We start from the raw sequence: 16,909 nt of genomic DNA, 5'->3' as shown, positions 1-16,909 counted from the left end.
GCAGTTCCTACAGTCCGGGCGCGACGGATGTGACCCAAGGAGAGCAAGATGAAGCGCACTGCCACTGCCAACTGGACCGGGACGCTCAGGGATGGGGCGGGGACCCTGGACGCGCCGAGCGGCGCGTTCACGAGCCTGCCCTATACCTACAAGGGCCGCTTCGTCGATGAGACGGCGCGGTCCGGCACCAATCCGGAGGAGCTGATTGCGGCGGCGCATGCGGGGTGCTTCGCCATGGAGTTTGCGCAGACGCTCGCCGACAACAACACTCCGGCGGAGAACCTCAAGGTCGAAGCCGCGGTCACGCTCATTCCCGGCACCGGCATCACCGGCAGCGCGCTGACGCTGGAGGGCAAGATCCCCGGGATCGACAACGCGACGTTCCAGGAACTGGCCGAGAAGGCCAAGGCGAACTGCCCGGTGTCGAAGGCGCTCGGCGCCATCAACGTCACGCTCGAGGCGCGGCTGGTCTGAGCCTCAGGCGTGGCGCCAGTCGGGCCACGCAGCGACCGAATGGACACGCCGGGTGGTGCGGCTTTCTTCGCCGAAGGGCGCGACCTCCCACTTCCAGCGCAACCCGCTGCGCGGCACCGGCCGGCCATGCAGCAGGTCGGCGCTGTCCAGCACCACGCCGTGGCGGTTGAACACCCGGTAGTCGAGATCGGTGATCAAGGTGACCGGACAGCGGAGGCCGGCCAGCCGGTCAAGGTGGCCGTCGACGACGGCCCGCTGCCGGCCATCGGCTGCGGCGCGCGCCAGCTGGCTGACGAGGCTGATCGAGATGACCCAGTCGAGATCGTCGATCGCATCGAGAAAGCCGAGCGCCTGGGAGTCCCGTTCGGTGGATAGATCGCGCCAGTCGCAGGTGACGTTCGGGTAGCGATCGGTGCGGGGGCGGATGGTCGAGAGGTGGGCCTGGTCCACCAGGATCACCCGCTCGAAGGTGCGCGCCAGGGATTCGACAGGCACATCGAACAGCGGGCCGGAGCCGAGCACCACCACCGTCCGCCGCCGATCGAGATCGTCGATGGTGGTGTCGATCAGGCCGCGCGAGTTCGCGAGGTGCGGGGCCCAGGCGCGGGTCTGGCGCTGGCCGCGCGCCCACAGCCCGATGGCTTCCCCCAGATGGGGGCGGAACGCCGGAGGCGTCGCGCGGTAGCTCGCAGCATAGACCAAGAGTTCGGCGAGCATCGGGTCAGCGTCCGGCAGCAGAATCGGCGTGATCCTAAGGGGAAGTGGCCACGGTGCAACATTCGTTGTTGCTCTGCGACGTTGTGGAAGAATTTCGCCGCAATTTAGTGCAGTTTGCCTTGTCGTCGGATGGGGCCAAATTTGCTTGCCTGGAACGTGCTCAGAATTGCCGCGGCCGCGGTGCTTATCGCCATGCCGCTGAGCACCCTTGCCATGGGTTGCGACGGGCTGGTCGATGGCCCCAAGGGTATCGTCGCGTCGGTTACCGATGGCGATACCGTGGTGCTCGATACCGGCGTAGTGGTTCGCTTGATCGGCACGCAGGCGCCCAAGCTGCCGCTGGGTCGCGAGGATTTCGAGGCCTGGCCAAAGGCCGACGAGTCCCGCGTGGCGCTGGAAAAGCTGACGCTGGGCAAATCGGTGCGGGTGCGCCATGGCGGTGAGCAGGTCGACCGGCACGGCCGGACGCTGGGCCAGCTGTTCGTGCTCGATACGCCCGAGCTCTGGGTGCAGCAGCGGATGATCGCCGACGGCTGGGCTCGGGTCTACTCGTTCCCCGACAATCGTGCATGTCTGCCACAGTTGCTGGCCGCCGAGGGCTCGGCGCGGCTGATGAAGCTTGGCATCTGGGCCGATCCCTACTATCTCGTGCGGCGGGCGGACCGGCCGGCAGATTTGGCCGGGCGCCTGGGCCACTATGAGCTGGTGGAAGGCCGGGTGCTGCTCGCCGACGAGGCACAGGGGCGCATCTACCTGAATTTCGGCCGATCGTGGAAAGAGGACTTCACCGCCGTGATCGACAGGGCGGCGGTCAAGCTCTTCTCGCGTGCCGGTCTCGACCCACTCAAGCTCGAGGGTGCCCTCGTGCGGATCAGAGGCTGGATGGACGACGTTGATGGCCCGCGGGTCGAAGTCACCCATCCTGAGCAGATAGAGGTTCTCCTCGCTCCATGAGCTCGCGTTCGATCATCAGGGTGTTTGGCGTTCCGCTCGCCGCGGTGTTGCTGGCGGTTGTCGCGGCGTGCTCGAGCCTGCCGGGCGTCACGGTCAGCCGCACCGAGGGACAGAACGCGCCGGTCGTCGCCTCGGATGATCCCGAGGAAGATGCGATCGGGGCGCGCGAGCACCCGCGGATCGTCGCCTCCTATGGCGGCATCTATTCGGACCGGCAGGCCGAGATCATGATCGCGCGGATCGTCGGGCGGCTGCTTGCCGCGGCCGATCAGCCGAACCAGAAGTTCACCGTCACCATCCTCGACACCGCCGAGGTCAACGCCTTCGCGCTGCCGGGCGGCTATGTCTATGTGACGCGCGGCATCCTGGCGCTCGCATCGGACACCTCGGAGATCGCGGCCGTGCTGTCGCACGAGATCGCGCACGTGACGCTGAAGCATGCCCGCGCCCGTACCAACCGGGCGCGCACCAACGAGATCGTCGACAAGGTGGTGACGGGTGTGTTCGGCGCCGACAGCGCCACCGACCAGGCTTCGAACCGCTCGAAGATGTCGCTCGCGGCGTTCAGCCAGCAGCAGGAACTGGCTGCCGACAAGGAGGGCATCCTGACCTCCGGCCGCGCCGGGTACGATCCGCATGCGGCGGCCCGCTTCCTCGGCGCCATGGGCCGGTTCGCGCATTTCTCGGCGGGCGACGCGGATCAGGAAGGCGACTTCCTTTCCTCGCACCCCTCGACCCCCGATCGCATCCAGAAGGCGATCGAGACGGCGCGCGCCTTCTTCGGCGCCCCGGGGCTCGGCGAGACCGATCGCGAGGGCTATATGGCCGGCATCGAAGGCCTCGCCTTTGGCGACAGCCCGGCACAGGGCGCGGTGGTCGGCCGCCGCTACATCAATCCGACACTGAAATTCACCTTCGAAGTGCCCTCGAACTACACGCTGCAGATCTCCAAGGGCGCCGTGGTCGGCGTTGCCGGCGAAGGCGAGGCGGTGCGCTTTGACAGTGCCGAAGTGCCGGCCTCGATGGGGCTCGAGGATTATCTCAAGTCGGGCTGGATCGCCGGGCTGCAGCCGACGACGGTGAAGCGCGAAAGCGCCAACGGCTTCGACATGGCGACCGGCGTCGCCGTCACCCCGCAATGGAACTTCCGTGTTGCGGTGGTGCGCAACGATGGCCGGGTCTATCGCTTCATCTTTGCCGCCAAGTTCGACAGCCCGGCCTTCACCCAGGCCGCTGAAGCGACGCTGAAGAGCTTCCGCTCCGCCACTGCCAAGGATCTCGGGCTGGTCAAGAAGCTGGTGGTCCGCACCATCACGGCCGGCAGCGTCGATACGGCGGACTCGCTGGCGCGAAAGATGAACGGTCTCGGCCGCGGCACCGACCTGTTCTACATCCTCAACAACCTCTATCCGGGCGACACCCTGGTCGCCGGACAGAAGTACAAGGTCGTGACCGTCGAATAGCAGGCCGTCGCCGCGGGCGGCGGCGCTCCCTAGATCAATCCGGCATCCCGTGCCGCGGCGCTGGCTTCGGTGCGGGAGTGGGCGCCGAGCTTGCCCAGCATCGCCGCAACGTGGTGGTCGACGGTCTTGGGCGAGATCGCCAGTTGCGCGGCGATGCGCTTGCTGGAGAGGCCGCGGTCGACCAGCAGCAGCACTTCCATCTCGCGCTGCGTCAGCCCCAGCCGGTTGTCGCGGGTCGACTGGCGCGGGCCCTTGCCGACATTGCTGATGCCGCTGCGCCGCATATGGCGACGGGCTTGCTCGGCAAACGGGTTGGCGCCCAGTTGCTCGAAGATCTGCAGCGCCTGCCGCTGCGCCGCCTCATCGCCGCCAAGCAGCGCCAGGGCGCGATCGAATGGTGCGCCGATCTCTGCCCAATAGTCGGCGGCGGCGGCCCAATCGCCCGAAATTTCGGCGCGGAACGGTGCCGCCAGCCCGGTGAGGTCGCCAAGCCGTGCATCGGGCTCGAGCCGCCAGCGCCACAGCAGCAGTTCGCCATGCACCGTGGGTGCCGAGGTCATGCCCAGCGCCTTGTCGAGCAGCGCCAGTGCCTCGGCGCGGTTGCCTCTGCCGAGCCAAGCGCGCTCGGCGAGAATTGCGGCGAAGGGCGCCAGCCGTTGCAGTTCCATATTGGTGTCGAGGAAGCGTCGTGCCTCCTCGAGCAGCGGATCGAGCGCCGGGTCGCCGCGTCTCATCCGCAGCCGCGCCAGTGCCAGCACAGCGGTGATCCGCATCAGCCCCTGCGCCTGCTCGTCGCCGATCACCGGCAGCGCCGCCTCGGCCGCCTCCTCCCACAGGCCCTGGCGCAGCAGCACCTCGGTGAGCCAGCCGCGCATGTAGTAGTGCCAGGTGTCGAGGTCGCGATCGGCGCAATAGACGATGCCGGCCTCGAGCACGCGGCGGGCATTGTCGTAGGCGAGCAGGTTGACCTCCATGCAGCCGAGGTTGGTGTAGGCCCGGGCGGCATGCTCCTGGTAGTTGTGCGCCAGCGCGATATCGAGGCTCTTTTCGAGGTCGGTGCGGCCGATCGCCGGCTCCTGCCAGATACGGGCGGAGCCCATGTTGTTGAGCGCGTGGGAGATGATGTCGGGCCGCCCCAGCACCTGCCCGAGCGCGATGGCGGCACGCCCGTGGCGCAAGGCGCCGTCCAGTTCGTCCGCCAGCATGGCGAGGTGGGCGAGGTTGGAATAGGCCATCGCCAGCTCGGCACCGGGTGTCTCGGTTTCCAAGAGCGCGATGGCCTCATTGCCATAGGCATCGGCCGCGGTGCGGTTGCCGGCGAGATAGCTCAGCCGCGACAGCCAGCGCAGGCTGTCGCCTTCCATCAGCCGGTCACCGAGCTGCCGATAGATGGCGCCGGCCTGCCGTTGCGCTGCGATAGCCTGCTGGATGCGGCCGATCAGCTGGCACTCGAAGGCGTAGCGCCCGTGAATCGCCGCTTGCTCCTCGAGGCTGAACCCGTCGATCAGCCCCATCATTTCCTCGTAGTGCGCCGCCGCCTCGCGATGCGCACCGCTGCGCGAAGCCTCGTGCGCCGCCTTGGGTGCCAACTGGCGCAAGGCAGCTGCGTCGCGCGCCTGGGCGGCGTGGTGGGTGAGCCGGGCGCCCGGAATGTCGTCCCGGCCGCGCAGCAGCGCCAGCACGGCGGCATTGAGGCTTTCCCGCCGGTGCGTGGGGAGCGCCGCCTCGATGGCACGGCGGGCGATCTCGTGGCGGAAGGCGTAGCCATCGCCGCTGCCGTCGAGCATGCCGCCCTCGACGCATTCGGCCAGCGCCTCGCGTCCGCCCGGGCCGAGCAGGTCGACGAGAATTGCGGTCTCGGCGCGTCGAGGAAATACCGAGACGGCGTCGAGCGCCTCGCGGGCGCCGATGCCCAGCCGCTCGGCGCGGGTGAGGGTGGCATCGCGGAGGCTGAGCGACAGCTCGCCACCGGCGCGCAGCAGCTCCGTGACGAAGAAGGCGTTGCCGACAGTGGCGCGATAGATCGGGCCGGGTTCGAGCCCGGTATGCTCGGCCAGCGTCGCCACGGCGGTCTCGCTCAGCAGCGGCACGTCGATGCGGGTGATGTGGTCGGAAGCGATATCGCCGAGTGCGCGGCGCAGACGCCGCTGCCCTTCCACCGCTTCGTTGCGGGCGGTCAGCAGCATCAGGATCGGGCTGCCGGCGATGCGGCGGCCGACGTAGCGCACGAGGTCGAGCGTTGCGTCGTCGGCCCAGTGCAGGTCCTCGATGACGAGGATGGTCGGCTCCATGCCGAACAGCGCCAGTGCTTCGGAGAACAGCGGGACGCGTTCACCCGGCTCGCCCAGCCGATCGAGCGGCCAGTGTGCATCGCGCGCGAGGTCGTAAAGCGGCGCGAGCGGGGCCGGTACCGTGAGGTCCTCGCAGGCGCCGCGCAAGATGCGCGCCGCGCCGCCCGCCGTTTCGATAAAGGCGTTCACGAGGGCGGTCTTTCCGGCCCCGGCCTCGCCGACTGCGGCAACGACGCGGCCTCGTCCGGCCGCGGCTTCCGCCAATTGCTGCCGCAACGCAGCAAGCTGCGCATCACGTTCGAGCAGGATCATCCCTCTAATCCCTCCGGTCGCGATCTTACCCGAAGGGCAGAGTCGTCATACGTCGTATGAATAACACCGCCCGCGGTCAATTATTCCATCGCGTCGAAACGTGGGTAATTGGCGGCGCCAATCTGGGTAATCAAGCCGATAGAGCGATGCCCCGCATGGGGGCATGGTCCGCCACCGGCCGCCGAAGCGGGGGCCGAAACGTGAAGGACCATGAAATGCCGCGCTATGTCGTTGAACGCAGTTTTCCCGAAGGCCTGATCATCCCGATCGATGAATCAGGCGCCACCGCCATGGGCGGTGTGGTTTCCCGTAACGCCGAACGAGGCGTCACCTGGGTGCAGTCGTTCGTCTCGCCGGACAAGAAGCAGAGCTTCTGTATCTATGACGGCCCGTCGCCCGAGGCGATCCGGATGGTGGCGCAGAAGAACGCGCTGCCGGTCGATCGCATTACCGAAGTGCGGGTACTCGACCCCTATTTCTATCGCTGACTGACGCCGGGCACGGAGTTGCCTCCGTGTCTCCGTGCCGGCGTCGCTCGGCGTGTCCTTGGAGCCGGTCTGGCATTCGCCCCCCGGCACATGACCGGCTCCGAGGAGCCAATCCCAACAGGAGCAAGCCGCCGACCGGCTCGACATGTGATGTCGGCCGCCGCCGCCGGTTTGGCCGCATCAGAAGAGACTCAACCATGAAGACATCAACCCTGCTCAAAGCCCTCGCCGTCACCGCGGCGCTCTCGGTCGGCGGCGCCAGCGCCCATCAGTCGGACGGCGGCGGGCTGCTCATCGGCTCCGCCATGGCGCATGAAGCCGCGGCGCATGCCGACCTGCCCAACCCGCTCGCCGACAAGGTGCGCGCCGCCAACGAGCGGTTCCAGGATGTCGCGGTGGCCAAGGGCGAGGGCTACGCGCCGATCCCCTGCGTCAGCGGTATCGAGGGTGGTGCCATGGGCATCCACTTCGTGTCGGAAGCAGCGCTCAAGGACGACGCCATCGACATCGCCCATCCGGAGGCGGTGATGTACGAGCCGCAGGCCGATGGCTCACTGAAGCTGCTCGCCGTCGAGTACATCACCACCAAGGGGCCGGCCAATCTCGGCGGGGAGGGCTGGCTGAGCCCTCCCCGCCTGCCTCAAGCCGCTCAGCGGTCGATGCGCGCCGCGTTTTCCCCCGAGTAGCGAGCGCCCTTCAGGACGATCCCCGAGGTGGCACTCTCGATATCGGCGAGATCAGCGGCGCTCAGTTCGATCGATGCCGCGCCATTGTTCTCGATAAGCCGGTGGAGCTTGGTCGTCCCCGGGATCGGCGCGATCCACGGCTTCTGCGCCAGCAACCAGGCCAGTGCGATCTGCGCCGGTGTGACCTTCCTCGCCGCGGCAACCCGCACCACGGCATCCACCATGGCCTGGTTTGCGGCGCGGTTCTCGGCGTCGAAGCGGGGCACCGTGTTGCGGAAATCGGTGCTGTCGAACTTGGTGCTGGTGTCGATCGCGCCGGTGAGGAAGCCCTTGCCCAGGGGGCTGAACGGCACAAAGCCGATACCCAGTTCCTCGAGCACCGGGATGATCGCCTCTTCAGGCTCCCGCCACCACAGCGAATATTCGCTTTGCAGCGCTGTCACCGGCTGCACCGCATGGGCACGGCGGATGTTCTTCACCCCCGCCTCCGAGAGGCCGAAGTGTTTCACCTTGCCCTCGGCGATCAAGTCCTTGACCGCACCGGCGACGTCCTCCATCGGCACCTCTGGATCGACGCGGTGCTGGTAGAACAGGTCGATGCGGTCGGTGCGCAGCCGCTTCAATGAGGCCTCAGCGACCTCGCGGATATGCGCCGGCCGGCTGTTGAGGCCGCTGCCGCTGCCCGTGCCGTCGAGATCGAAGCCGAACTTGGTGGCAATCACCACCTGATCGCGGATCGGCTCCAGCGCTTCGCCGACCACCAACTCGTTGGCGCGACGCCCATAGACCTCGGCGGTATCGAAGAAGGTGACGCCCTGATCGAACGCCGCCCGGATCAGCTTGATGGCGTCTGGGGTCGGCAGCGGCTGGCCGTAGGACTGGCTGATGCCCATGCAGCCCAGCCCGATGGCCGAGACTTCGAGACCGGCATTTCCAAGTTTGCGCTTCTGCATTTCGTGCTCCTCGTTGCGGGGTTGGGTCAGACGCGCAGCAGCGTCTTGACGATGCGCCGCTCCTCCATGGCTGGCGGCGCGGCCGTGGGCTACTTCAGCCGATTGCCGCTGCTGCCTCGGCGTCAGCTTCGGCCTCAGCCTTGGTCTTGCGGTGCTGCAGATGCGAGTTGACTGCGACCGTCGCGCCCGCAGCGATTACCAGCGCCATGCCGACGAGGCTCCAACTCTCCGGCACGTGGCCGAAGACCAGCCACCCGAGCCCGCTCGCCCAGACCAGGTGCAGATAGTTGACCGGCGCCAGAATCGAGGCCGGCGCTTGCTTGTAGGCGGCGGTGAACAGGAAGTGACCGAGCGTCATCAGTCCGCCCAGCAACACCATCAGCGCGATATCGAGAGCAGCAGGGCTGAACCCACGAATATCGGGCAGGGCCAGCACGCAGAACACCAGCGCGCCCACCCAGGTGGAATGGAACAACATCGAGATCGTCGTCTCGGTCCGGCTGAGATAGCGCGTGAGGAGGTGGTAGCTGGTCGCGAGGCCGGCATTGACCAGCGCCAACGCCACCCCGATGGGATCGAGGCTGCCGCCGGGCCTGACGATCAGCAGTACGCCGAGAAAGCCGATGGCGGCGCCCATCCAGCCGATTGCGCTGACCCGCTCGCCGAGCAGCGGCACCGCCAACAGCATGACGGCAAACGGCGCCAGGTAGATGATCGCCACCGTTTCGCCGACCGGCATCAGCCGCAACGCCCAGCCCAGTGTCAGGGACGCAGCAGCAAGGCAGAGTCCGCGCAGCACGACCAGCCACAGGCGTTCAGCCTGCCACAGGCGCGTGCGAAGGCGGGGCCAGACGATGAGCGCGAGCAGTACGAGATTGACCAGGTACCGCATGGCCATGACCACTGGCACCGGATAGAGCATCGACAGGTGCTTGGTCACGACGTCGCCCACGCCGAACGCCAGGGTGGCGAGAGCCACGAGGCCAATCCCGACAAGCGGCCGTCCCGCAGTGGTAAGATCCGCCATGTGGCTGCCTCTCCATTCGAGAGCCAACGATATCGCTTGAGCCGATAAGCGAAAAGCAGTCATTATTGGCATGATCCCATGAGTGGAACTCATCAATGCCGCGCGAAGACATCAGCGACCTGATCGCCTTCCTCGCCGTCGCGCGAGAGCTGAACTTCACCAAGGCAGCGGCGAAGCTCGGGGTCTCGCAATCGGCGCTCAGCCACACCATCCGCAAACTCGAGACCCGGCTCGGGCTGCGGCTGTTGATGCGTACCACGCGCAGCGTTTCGCCGACCGAGGCCGGCCAGCGCCTGCTGCTCAACGTCGGACCCCGGTTCGAGGAGATCGAGGGGGAACTCGCGGCCCTTAGCGAACTCAGAGAAAGGCCGGCGGGTACGATCCGCATCACCGCCGGCGAGCACGCCGTCAATTCGGTGCTCTGGCCAAAGCTCGCTGCGTTCTTGCCGGCATATCCCGACATCAATGTCGAGGTCAGCACCGACAACAGCCTGATCGACATCGTCGCCCGCCGCTTCGACGCCGGCGTGCGGCTGGGCGAGTCGCTCGCCAAGGACATGATCGCGGTTCGCATCGGCCCCGACTGGCGCTTCGCCGTCGTGGCCGCGCCATCCTACTTTGCAGGGCGCGCGCAGCCCGAGACGCCACAGGAGCTCACCGGACACCGTTGCATCAACCTCAGGCTCCAGACCTATGGCGGGCTCTATGCCTGGGAGTTCGAACGGGATGGGCACAAACTCAGTGTTCGGGTCGAAGGACAGCTGGTGTTCAACAACACCACCCAGATCCTGCCGGTAGCGCTCGTGGGTCTTGGCCTCGCCTGCATCCCCGAGGACCTCGCCGCACCGCATATTGCCGAGGGCCGGCTGGTGCGCGTGCTCGAAGACTGGTGTCCCCCTTGGGGTGGCTACCACCTCTATTACCCGAGCCGGCGGCAGTCCTCGCCGGCCTTCGCGTTGCTTGTCGAGGCTTTGCGGCATCGCGGCTAGCCAGGCGCGCCGGCCGCTGCCGCCGTGAATGTTGATCACCGGCCGCAGCCAATCGCATCTCGCAAGTCTTGCGGCGGCGCCTGTCGTCGCCTACCTGTTGAGTTACGACATCATGTTGGCTTGCAGTGCGCAGGTCGCCACGCCAACCTGTCGCAGCACACGGGACATCACCATGGATATTGATCCGATTCTGCCGTCGATCGTCGCGGTTCGCGCCACGATCCCTGACGATGCCTTCACCGCCGCCGGGCTGGGCACGCTCAGGGAAGGCAGTGGCGTGGTCATTCGCGAGAATGGGCTGGTGCTTACCATCGGCTACCTGATCACCGAGGCCGAAGAAGTCTGGCTGACCACGCAGGATGGGCGGGTCGTGCCCGCCCACGCGCTCGCCTATGACCAGGTAACCGGCTTCGGCCTGGTGCAGGCGCTGGGGCCGCTCAATCTGCCGGCGCTGGAACTGGGCGAGAGCGCCAAGGTGCATCTGGGTGACGCGGTGGTGTTTGCCGATGGCACCGGGCAGTCGATCCGCGCCAGCATCGTCGCCAAGCAGGAATTCGCGGGCTACTGGGAATATCTGCTGGACGAAGCGATCTTCACCTCGCCGGCGCACCCGTCATGGGGTGGGGCGGCGCTGATCGGGGCCGACGGCAAGCTCCTTGGTATCGGCTCGCTGCGGCTGCAGATGATGCGCAGCGGCGAGGCCGCCGAGATCAACATGATCGTGCCGATCGACCTCTTGCCGCCGATCCTCGACGACCTGCTCGCCCGCGGCCAGGCCGACCGGCCGCCGCGCCCATGGCTCGGCGTGTTCTCCGCCGAGGACGATGGCGACGTGGTGGTGATGAGCGTCGCAGAAGGTGGCCCGGCCGCCGAAGCGGGCATTCGCCGCGGCGACATCATCTCCGATGTGCGCGACAGCGAAGTCGAAGGCCTCGCCGACTTCTACCGCAAGCTGTGGAGCAGCGGCCCGGCCGGCGCGGAACTGCCGATGCGTGTCGTCCGCGACGGCCGAGAGACTTGGGTCCGGGTCAAATCCGCCGACCGCAACCTGTTCCTCAAGAAGCCACAGCTGCAGTAGCCAGCGTCAGACGCCCAGGCGGCCGTGGTGGGAACGAAAAAGGCCGGTCTCGCGACCGGCCTTTCCCATTCGATCTGCAGCTGCTGCTTAGGCGGCGGCTTCCTCGGCGTCGGCGGCGTCCGACTTCGGACCGCGGCGCGGCGACTTGGCGAGGTTCTTTTCGATCAGCTGCACTGCCTCGGTGAGGGTGAGCTTGTTGACGGCCGCCACTTCGCGGCTCATCCGGTCCATCGCCTGCTCGAACAGCTGGCGCTCGGAATAGGACTGCTCGGGCTGGTCGTCGGAGCGGAACAGGTCGCGGACGACTTCCGAGATGGCGATCAGGTCGCCCGAATTGATCTTGGCTTCATATTCCTGGGCGCGGCGCGACCACATGGTGCGCTTGACGCGCGCACGGCCAGTGACGGTGTCCAGAGCCTTCTTGACCTCGTCCTCTTCGGCGAGCTTGCGCATGCCGACGGACTTGATCTTGGCGACGGGAACGCGAAGGGTGAGTTTGTCCTGCTCGAAAGAGATGACGAACAGCTCGAGGGTCATGCCCGCGACTTCCTGTTCCTCGATCGAGGTAATCAGACCGACGCCGTGCGCCGGATAGACGATATACTCGCTCGTCTTGAATCCAAGCCGCTGCTGAGGCTTCTTGGTGACCATAAAGGGATACTCCTATTAACGCCGCCGCCGGACTGCTCTTCGCGGAGAGGCTGTCCTGGTTGTTGCTCGTTCGCCCGTCCGAATAGTAAGCAAAGACCCTTCGCGCACTCTGCCGGTCCGCGCGACCGGTTGACTGCGCCCCCATAATTGCTGGTGTCAAAAAAAAGGGTGCCTAGCGGCACGCATTGGATGACGGGCAAGCTCCATTCGTTTGAGGAGCGTAGCACAAAATTTCAGCAAAATCAAAAGTTGCGAATCAAGGCTGCCGGAACCCGTTCAGGTTCGGCTCATAAGCCATTCATCGGCAGGGCAAACCCGGGGCGAAACGGCGGCCAATCGGCCTCGCCGGGCGGCGTTAGTCGCCCTCGCCGGGCTCTTCCGAGAAGTATTTCTCGAACTTGCCCTCGACCCCGTCCCATTCCTTGGCGTCGGCCGGCGCATCGCGCTTTTCAGTGATGTTGGGCCAGGCGGAGGCGTATTTGCTGTTGATCTCCAGCCACTTGTCGAGGCCACCCTCGGTATCGGGCTTGATCGCCTCAGCTGGGCATTCGGGCTCACAGACGCCGCAGTCAATGCACTCGTCGGGGTGGATGACGAGCATGTTCTCGCCTTCATAGAAGCAGTCGACGGGACAAACCTCGACGCAGTCCATGTACTTGCACTTAATGCAGTTGTCCGTGACGATGTAGGTCATTCTTCGCGAGCGTTCCTGCTCAAGTTTCTAGGGCCGCTGGGTCTTTCAGCCGGGCGCGCGCGGCAGGCGCTACGCCTCGGGCCGTGCTAGCCCTTTTTGTCCGCTGCCGCAAGGGACAGGGCTGTCAGGCTTTTGTCGGATCGAACGCCAAGCCATCCACTTATCCCCTCAACCGACGCCAGTGGCATTCTGCCGCTGGCACGGTGGTGAGCACGGGGCGGTCAATTGTGGCAGATGGACGGAAAAACGGAACGAGCTGAAAATGACGAGGAAGTGAACGATCCGAGGCCGGAACGTTCAACCTGCGCCGTCCTCGTCGTCCAGTAGCCGATCGGTTTCGCGGCGCTCCTTCTTGGTCGGCCGCCCGCTACCGGCGTCACGCTCAGCGTGCATGGCGGGCTTTTCCTCGCGCGGTGTCGGCGCGGGCGAAAGGTCTTCGTAGAGCAGGGCGGCTTCTGGGGCTGGGCCGCGGCGGGTGCCGGGGTCGAGGATGCGCCAGACCAAGAGGCGCGTGTGGACCGTCATGGTCAGCACATCGCCAGCCCCGACCTTATGGTCGGAGCGGTCGGTGCGTTCGGAATTGACCCGGATGGCGCCGGTCTCGATCAGCTTTTGCGCCTGGGTGCGGGATTTCACCGCACGCGAGAAGAACAGCCACTTGTCGAGCCGTTGCTTGTCCAATGGCTATTCGGATTTGGGGTTCCGGAGCGCTGCAAGCGCGGCCCAGGGCGAGTTCGGATCGAGCACGGCGGGCTTACGGTCCTCGCGCGGCCGGTGTTCCTTCCAGTCCTCGCGGGGCTTGTCGAAGCGCTTGCCGCCGCCGCTGGGCTTGCCTTTGTTCTCGAACGGCTTGCCGCCATTGCCCGGACGCTGGCCGTCGCGGCGGCCCTCGAAGCGCGGACGGGCCGGCTTGTTGTCGCTTGGGGTAGCGGCGTCGCCACCCTGCGGACGGTCGGGACGGCGGAAGTTGCGCTGCGGGCGCTCAGCCTTCTCGCCACCTTCGGCCGAGGTTTCGGCACCGTCGGCGCGCTGGCCACGACGCGGGCCCGCATGACGGGCATTGTCGGGGCGGCGGCCGGCGGGGAACCAGATCTCGTCGAACTCGGGTTCGGGAGGCTTGGCGTCTTCGGCAGGAGCCGGGGCGCCGAGGTCGGCGGTTGCCGCCTCGACGGCTGCGACTTCGGCTGCGGGCGTGGCTTCGACCGTGGGGGCGCTGCCTTCCACGGCATCGACTGCGGCGGCATTGACCTCGGCATCCACGGCGTCGGCAGCGGCAGGATCGGCCTGCGCCGCGGTCGTAACGGCCTCGACCGTCTCGGACGTGGTTTCGGTGGTCGTCTCGGTGGTCACCGCCTCAAGGGCAGGGGGCGCAACCTTCGGCGTACGGCGGACGCGATAGCCGAGCGAATTGAGAATCGAAGCGAAATCCTCGCCGGCGGTACCGAGCAGCGAGGTCATCTCGACGGTGACGCGGAAGCCGTTGCCCTCGGCGGCGCCCGGAGGCAGTTCGCCCTGGTGGGTGACCGGGTTCAGCGCGATCAGCGGCCGGATGATATCGGCGAGGCGCTCGAGGATATCGACGCGCACCGCGCGGCGACCGGCGACCTTGAAGCCAGCGAGCTCATAGAGCTTGGTGTTCACTTCGGGGTCGATGAGGAACGAGGTACGGCCCGAAAGCACGATCTGCGGGAGGTCGGCGACGCCCGGCTGGCGCACGCCGCCATGCTTCAGCGCATAGAGGATCAGGGCCAGCTCGCGCGGAGCAGGCTTAAGGCTCTGCGGCACGTAGATGTGGTAGGCGCCGAACTTTACACCGAGCTTGCGCAGCTTGCCGCGCACGTCCTGGTCGAGGCCCTTGACCTCTTCGGCCACGGCGCTGCGCGGCAGGATGCCGAGGTTCTCGTAGAGCCGGTAGGCAACGCCGCGAGCCGCGCCCTCGAGGTCGGCCGGGGCTTCCAGCGACAGCACGCTTTCAAGCTGGGTGTTGATCAGGTGGCGGAGCCACAGGTTCAGCCGGTCCTGCACCCGCTCGAGGTCGGGGCCGGAGAGGCTCTCGTCGGCGAGGATGAGCAGGCGCGGGGCGAACAGGTTCTCGCCCTCGGCGAGGTTGGCGACTACCTGGCCGCGCCAGCGCACATAGCCGTCAGTCGCCAGCACGAACTCTTCGTTCGGGGCGCCGGCGACGCGCTCGGCGCGCTTGGCGATCTCGGGGGCCACGACCTGGGCGGCCGCACCGGCCACGCCCTTGGCGTCGCCGCCTTCGGACCGGGCGAGGGTAAAGCGGAAGCCTTCGATGGAGCCGATCAGGTGACCTTCGAGGCTCACTTCGCCGCGGTCGTTAATTTCAGGCGATACCATATGCTTGTCTCTCAGGTGGCGCATCAGCACCGAAGTGCGACGATCGACAAAACGCTGCGTCAGACGCTCGTGCAGGGCGTCGCTCAAGCGGTCCTCGATGTCCCGGGTCTTTTCGCGCCAATGTGCGGGGTCTTCAAGCCAGTTCTTGCGGTTCGCGACGAAGGTCCACGTGCGGATCTGCTTGATCCGGTTGCTCAGCGTGTCGATGTCGCCTGTCACATTGTCGCAGAACCGCACCTGCTCGGCAATCCAATCGGCGTCGACACGGCCGTGCCGCATCAGGTCGGAATAGATCCGGGTGATGATTTCTCCGTGCTGCGCCGGCGAAATATCGCGGTAATCCGGGATGCCGCAGCACTCCCAGAGCAGCCGCACCGCCGCCTCGCCCTTGGCTGAGGCCCCCGCTTCGTTGCGGGCGACGAACTCCAGCGCGTGCTGGTCGGTGGCGATGGGCACGCGGGTCAGGGCCTTCAGCTTTGGCGTCTGGTCGAGGCTGGCACGCAGGTCCTCGATCGAGCGGAAATCCAGCTCGGCGTTGCGCCATTGCACCACTCGTACCGGCTCGAAATCATGGGTTTCGAGCCGCTTGACCAGTTCTTCGTCGAAATCCGGGGCATTGCCGGTCACCCCGAAGGTGCCGTTGTGCATGTGGCGGCCGGCGCGACCGGCGATCTGGCCGAACTCGGCCGGGGTCAACTGGCGGGTCTGGTGGCCGTCGAATTTGTGGTCGTCGGCGAACGCGACGTGGTGCACGTCGAGGTTGAGCCCCATGCCGATGGCGTCGGTGGCGACGAGGAAATCGACGTCGCCGTTCTGGTACATGTCGACCTGGGCATTGCGGGTGCGGGGGCTCAACGCCCCCATCACCACGGCGGCGCCGCCGCGCTCGCGCCGGATCAGCTCGGCGATGGCGTAGACCTGGGTGGCCGAGAAGGCGACGATGGCCGAGCGCTTGGGCTGGCGCGAGATCTTCTTCGAGCCGGCATAGAGCAGCTCGGAGAAGCGCGGCCGGTGGATGATCTCGGCATCGGGCAGCAGCGCGCGGATCAGCGGCGTCATAGTCGCCGCGCCGAGCAGCAGGGTTTCGCTGATGCCGCGGGCGTGCAGCAGGCGGTTGGTGAAGACGTGGCCGCGGTCGAAGTCGGTCGCCACCTGGATCTCGTCGATCGCGACGCATTCGACCGGCACGTCGAGCGGCATTGCCTCGACCGTGCACACCCAATAGCGCGCCTTGGCAGGCACGATCCGCTCCTCGCCGGTCACCAGCGCTACGTGCTGGGCACCGATCCTGTCGACCACCTTGTGGTAGACCTCGCGGGCCAAGAGCCGCAGCGGCAGGCCGATCATCCCCGAGCGGTGCGCCAGCATCCGCTCGATGGCGAAGAAGGTCTTGCCAGTGTTGGTGGGCCCAAGGATCGCCTTGAGCGAGGAGGCGGAAGCGGGAGTCATTGCGCCCTATTTAGGTGATCGAACGCCAACAAACGAGTGTCTCGTGGCGGAACAATATCTCCATCCGGTCGCCCGGCACGTTAACCACTGGCACGAACAGGGAACAAACCGGAAAGGAATCGGTTGCGACTCGGAAATCCGCGTTTGTTCCCCACAGCATATGGTAGGTGTGGCATGGGCTGAACCGCTAGGCGCGCGGCTTTCGTATGGCAGTGGGCGATATCCCCGGAGATCCCGTTCAGGAAGGTTGCGAAAGCGTTAATTCCGACGGTTTTCGAGGCAGAATCAGCCAAGTGTGAACGGGGCGTAAAGCCCTAGGCCGCAA

15 protein-coding genes are annotated in these 16,909 nt (G+C 66.6%); 7 read left to right on the top strand and 8 right to left on the bottom strand.

Annotated elements, in window-relative coordinates; translation table 11 throughout:
• Nucleotides 1-48 precede the first annotated feature (48 nt).
• On the top strand, nucleotides 49-474 hold the full coding sequence (locus AC1DV8_RS20665) for an OsmC family peroxiredoxin (RefSeq protein WP_477158732.1): 426 nt from the start codon (nucleotides 49-51) through the stop codon (nucleotides 472-474).
• A gap of 3 nt (nucleotides 475-477) precedes the next feature.
• Here the strand turns inward: AC1DV8_RS20665 and AC1DV8_RS20660 are convergent, their stop codons facing one another.
• A complete protein-coding gene (locus tag AC1DV8_RS20660; RefSeq protein WP_477158731.1) occupies nucleotides 478-1,191 on the bottom strand; it encodes a hypothetical protein in 714 nt (237 codons plus the stop codon).
• A 141-nt stretch (nucleotides 1,192-1,332) separates the two neighbouring features.
• On the opposite strand from AC1DV8_RS20660, the gene AC1DV8_RS20655 reads away from it, so the two are divergent.
• Together AC1DV8_RS20655 and AC1DV8_RS20650 are read left to right on the top strand one after the other, a co-directional pair.
• Nucleotides 1,333-2,145, top strand: coding sequence for a thermonuclease family protein (locus tag AC1DV8_RS20655; RefSeq protein WP_477158730.1), 813 nt, complete (start codon nucleotides 1,333-1,335; stop codon nucleotides 2,143-2,145).
• Nucleotides 2,142-3,608 (top strand): M48 family metalloprotease, encoded by a 1,467-nt coding sequence (locus tag AC1DV8_RS20650; RefSeq protein ID WP_477158729.1) that lies wholly within the window; start codon nucleotides 2,142-2,144, stop codon nucleotides 3,606-3,608. Before AC1DV8_RS20655 ends, AC1DV8_RS20650 begins: the two co-directional genes overlap by 4 nt.
• A gap of 29 nt (nucleotides 3,609-3,637) precedes the next feature.
• Here the strand turns inward: AC1DV8_RS20650 and AC1DV8_RS20645 are convergent, their stop codons facing one another.
• Nucleotides 3,638-6,211, bottom strand: coding sequence for a helix-turn-helix transcriptional regulator (locus tag AC1DV8_RS20645; protein ID WP_477158728.1), 2,574 nt, complete (start codon nucleotides 6,209-6,211; stop codon nucleotides 3,638-3,640).
• A gap of 200 nt (nucleotides 6,212-6,411) precedes the next feature.
• On the opposite strand from AC1DV8_RS20645, the gene AC1DV8_RS20640 reads away from it, so the two are divergent.
• Together AC1DV8_RS20640 and AC1DV8_RS20635 are read left to right on the top strand one after the other, a co-directional pair.
• A complete protein-coding gene (locus AC1DV8_RS20640; protein ID WP_477158727.1) occupies nucleotides 6,412-6,699 on the top strand; it encodes a DUF4242 domain-containing protein in 288 nt (95 codons plus the stop codon).
• Between the two features lie 305 nt (nucleotides 6,700-7,004).
• Entirely contained in the window at nucleotides 7,005-7,385 is a 381-nt protein-coding gene (locus AC1DV8_RS20635; RefSeq protein WP_477158786.1) for a hypothetical protein, read from the top strand.
• Here AC1DV8_RS20635 and AC1DV8_RS20630 read toward each other — a convergent pair.
• A complete protein-coding gene (locus AC1DV8_RS20630) occupies nucleotides 7,349-8,338 on the bottom strand; it encodes an aldo/keto reductase (RefSeq protein ID WP_477158726.1) in 990 nt (329 codons plus the stop codon). The genes AC1DV8_RS20635 and AC1DV8_RS20630 overlap by 37 nt on opposite strands.
• 94 nt (nucleotides 8,339-8,432) lie before the next feature.
• A complete protein-coding gene (locus AC1DV8_RS20625; protein ID WP_477158725.1) occupies nucleotides 8,433-9,365 on the bottom strand; it encodes a DMT family transporter in 933 nt (310 codons plus the stop codon).
• A 95-nt stretch (nucleotides 9,366-9,460) separates the two neighbouring features.
• On the opposite strand from AC1DV8_RS20625, the gene AC1DV8_RS20620 reads away from it, so the two are divergent.
• Both AC1DV8_RS20620 and AC1DV8_RS20615 read left to right on the top strand, forming a co-directional pair.
• Nucleotides 9,461-10,354 carry a LysR family transcriptional regulator gene (locus AC1DV8_RS20620; RefSeq protein ID WP_477158724.1) on the top strand — a complete coding sequence of 298 codons (894 nt, stop codon included), beginning with the start codon at nucleotides 9,461-9,463 and terminating at the stop codon, nucleotides 10,352-10,354.
• 172 nt (nucleotides 10,355-10,526) lie between these two features.
• Nucleotides 10,527-11,432, top strand: a complete 906-nt coding sequence (locus tag AC1DV8_RS20615) for a S1C family serine protease (protein ID WP_477147944.1) — start codon at nucleotides 10,527-10,529, stop codon at nucleotides 11,430-11,432.
• 87 nt (nucleotides 11,433-11,519) lie between these two features.
• Here AC1DV8_RS20615 and AC1DV8_RS20610 read toward each other — a convergent pair whose 3' ends face one another.
• From AC1DV8_RS20610 to AC1DV8_RS20595, 4 genes are all read right to left on the bottom strand, one after another.
• Complete coding sequence (locus AC1DV8_RS20610) at nucleotides 11,520-12,083, bottom strand: CarD family transcriptional regulator (RefSeq protein ID WP_477147943.1); 564 nt, start codon at nucleotides 12,081-12,083, stop codon at nucleotides 11,520-11,522.
• A gap of 355 nt (nucleotides 12,084-12,438) precedes the next feature.
• Nucleotides 12,439-12,777: a ferredoxin FdxA gene (gene fdxA, locus AC1DV8_RS20605; RefSeq protein ID WP_477147942.1), complete on the bottom strand. Its 339-nt coding sequence runs from the start codon at nucleotides 12,775-12,777 to the stop codon at nucleotides 12,439-12,441.
• Between the two features lie 297 nt (nucleotides 12,778-13,074).
• Nucleotides 13,075-13,458 carry an RNA-binding S4 domain-containing protein gene (locus AC1DV8_RS20600; RefSeq protein ID WP_477158723.1) on the bottom strand — a complete coding sequence of 128 codons (384 nt, stop codon included), beginning with the start codon at nucleotides 13,456-13,458 and terminating at the stop codon, nucleotides 13,075-13,077.
• A gap of 3 nt (nucleotides 13,459-13,461) precedes the next feature.
• Nucleotides 13,462-16,584 (bottom strand): helicase-related protein, encoded by a 3,123-nt coding sequence (locus AC1DV8_RS20595; protein WP_477158722.1) that lies wholly within the window; start codon nucleotides 16,582-16,584, stop codon nucleotides 13,462-13,464.
• Nucleotides 16,585-16,909 lie beyond the last annotated feature (325 nt).

The sequence above is a fragment of the Devosia sp. P3_B2 genome, assembly GCF_056402875.1.
This window is presented reverse-complemented; position numbering and strand designations above follow the sequence as displayed.

Coding starts and splice junctions, on each gene's coding strand:
- AC1DV8_RS20665 (WP_477158732.1), top strand. CDS start 49: ATGAAGCGCACTGCCACTGCCAACTGGACCGGGACGCTCAGGGATGGG.
- AC1DV8_RS20660 (WP_477158731.1), bottom strand. CDS start 1,191: ATGCTCGCCGAACTCTTGGTCTATGCTGCGAGCTACCGCGCGACGCCT.
- AC1DV8_RS20650 (WP_477158729.1), top strand. CDS start 2,142: ATGAGCTCGCGTTCGATCATCAGGGTGTTTGGCGTTCCGCTCGCCGCG.
- AC1DV8_RS20645 (WP_477158728.1), bottom strand. CDS start 6,211: ATGATCCTGCTCGAACGTGATGCGCAGCTTGCTGCGTTGCGGCAGCAA.
- AC1DV8_RS20635 (WP_477158786.1), top strand. CDS start 7,005: ATGGCGCATGAAGCCGCGGCGCATGCCGACCTGCCCAACCCGCTCGCC.
- AC1DV8_RS20630 (WP_477158726.1), bottom strand. CDS start 8,338: ATGCAGAAGCGCAAACTTGGAAATGCCGGTCTCGAAGTCTCGGCCATC.
- AC1DV8_RS20625 (WP_477158725.1), bottom strand. CDS start 9,365: ATGGCGGATCTTACCACTGCGGGACGGCCGCTTGTCGGGATTGGCCTC.
- AC1DV8_RS20620 (WP_477158724.1), top strand. CDS start 9,461: ATGCCGCGCGAAGACATCAGCGACCTGATCGCCTTCCTCGCCGTCGCG.
- AC1DV8_RS20615 (WP_477147944.1), top strand. CDS start 10,527: ATGGATATTGATCCGATTCTGCCGTCGATCGTCGCGGTTCGCGCCACG.
- AC1DV8_RS20610 (WP_477147943.1), bottom strand. CDS start 12,083: ATGGTCACCAAGAAGCCTCAGCAGCGGCTTGGATTCAAGACGAGCGAG.
- fdxA (WP_477147942.1), bottom strand. CDS start 12,777: ATGACCTACATCGTCACGGACAACTGCATTAAGTGCAAGTACATGGAC.
- AC1DV8_RS20595 (WP_477158722.1), bottom strand. CDS start 16,584: ATGACTCCCGCTTCCGCCTCCTCGCTCAAGGCGATCCTTGGGCCCACC.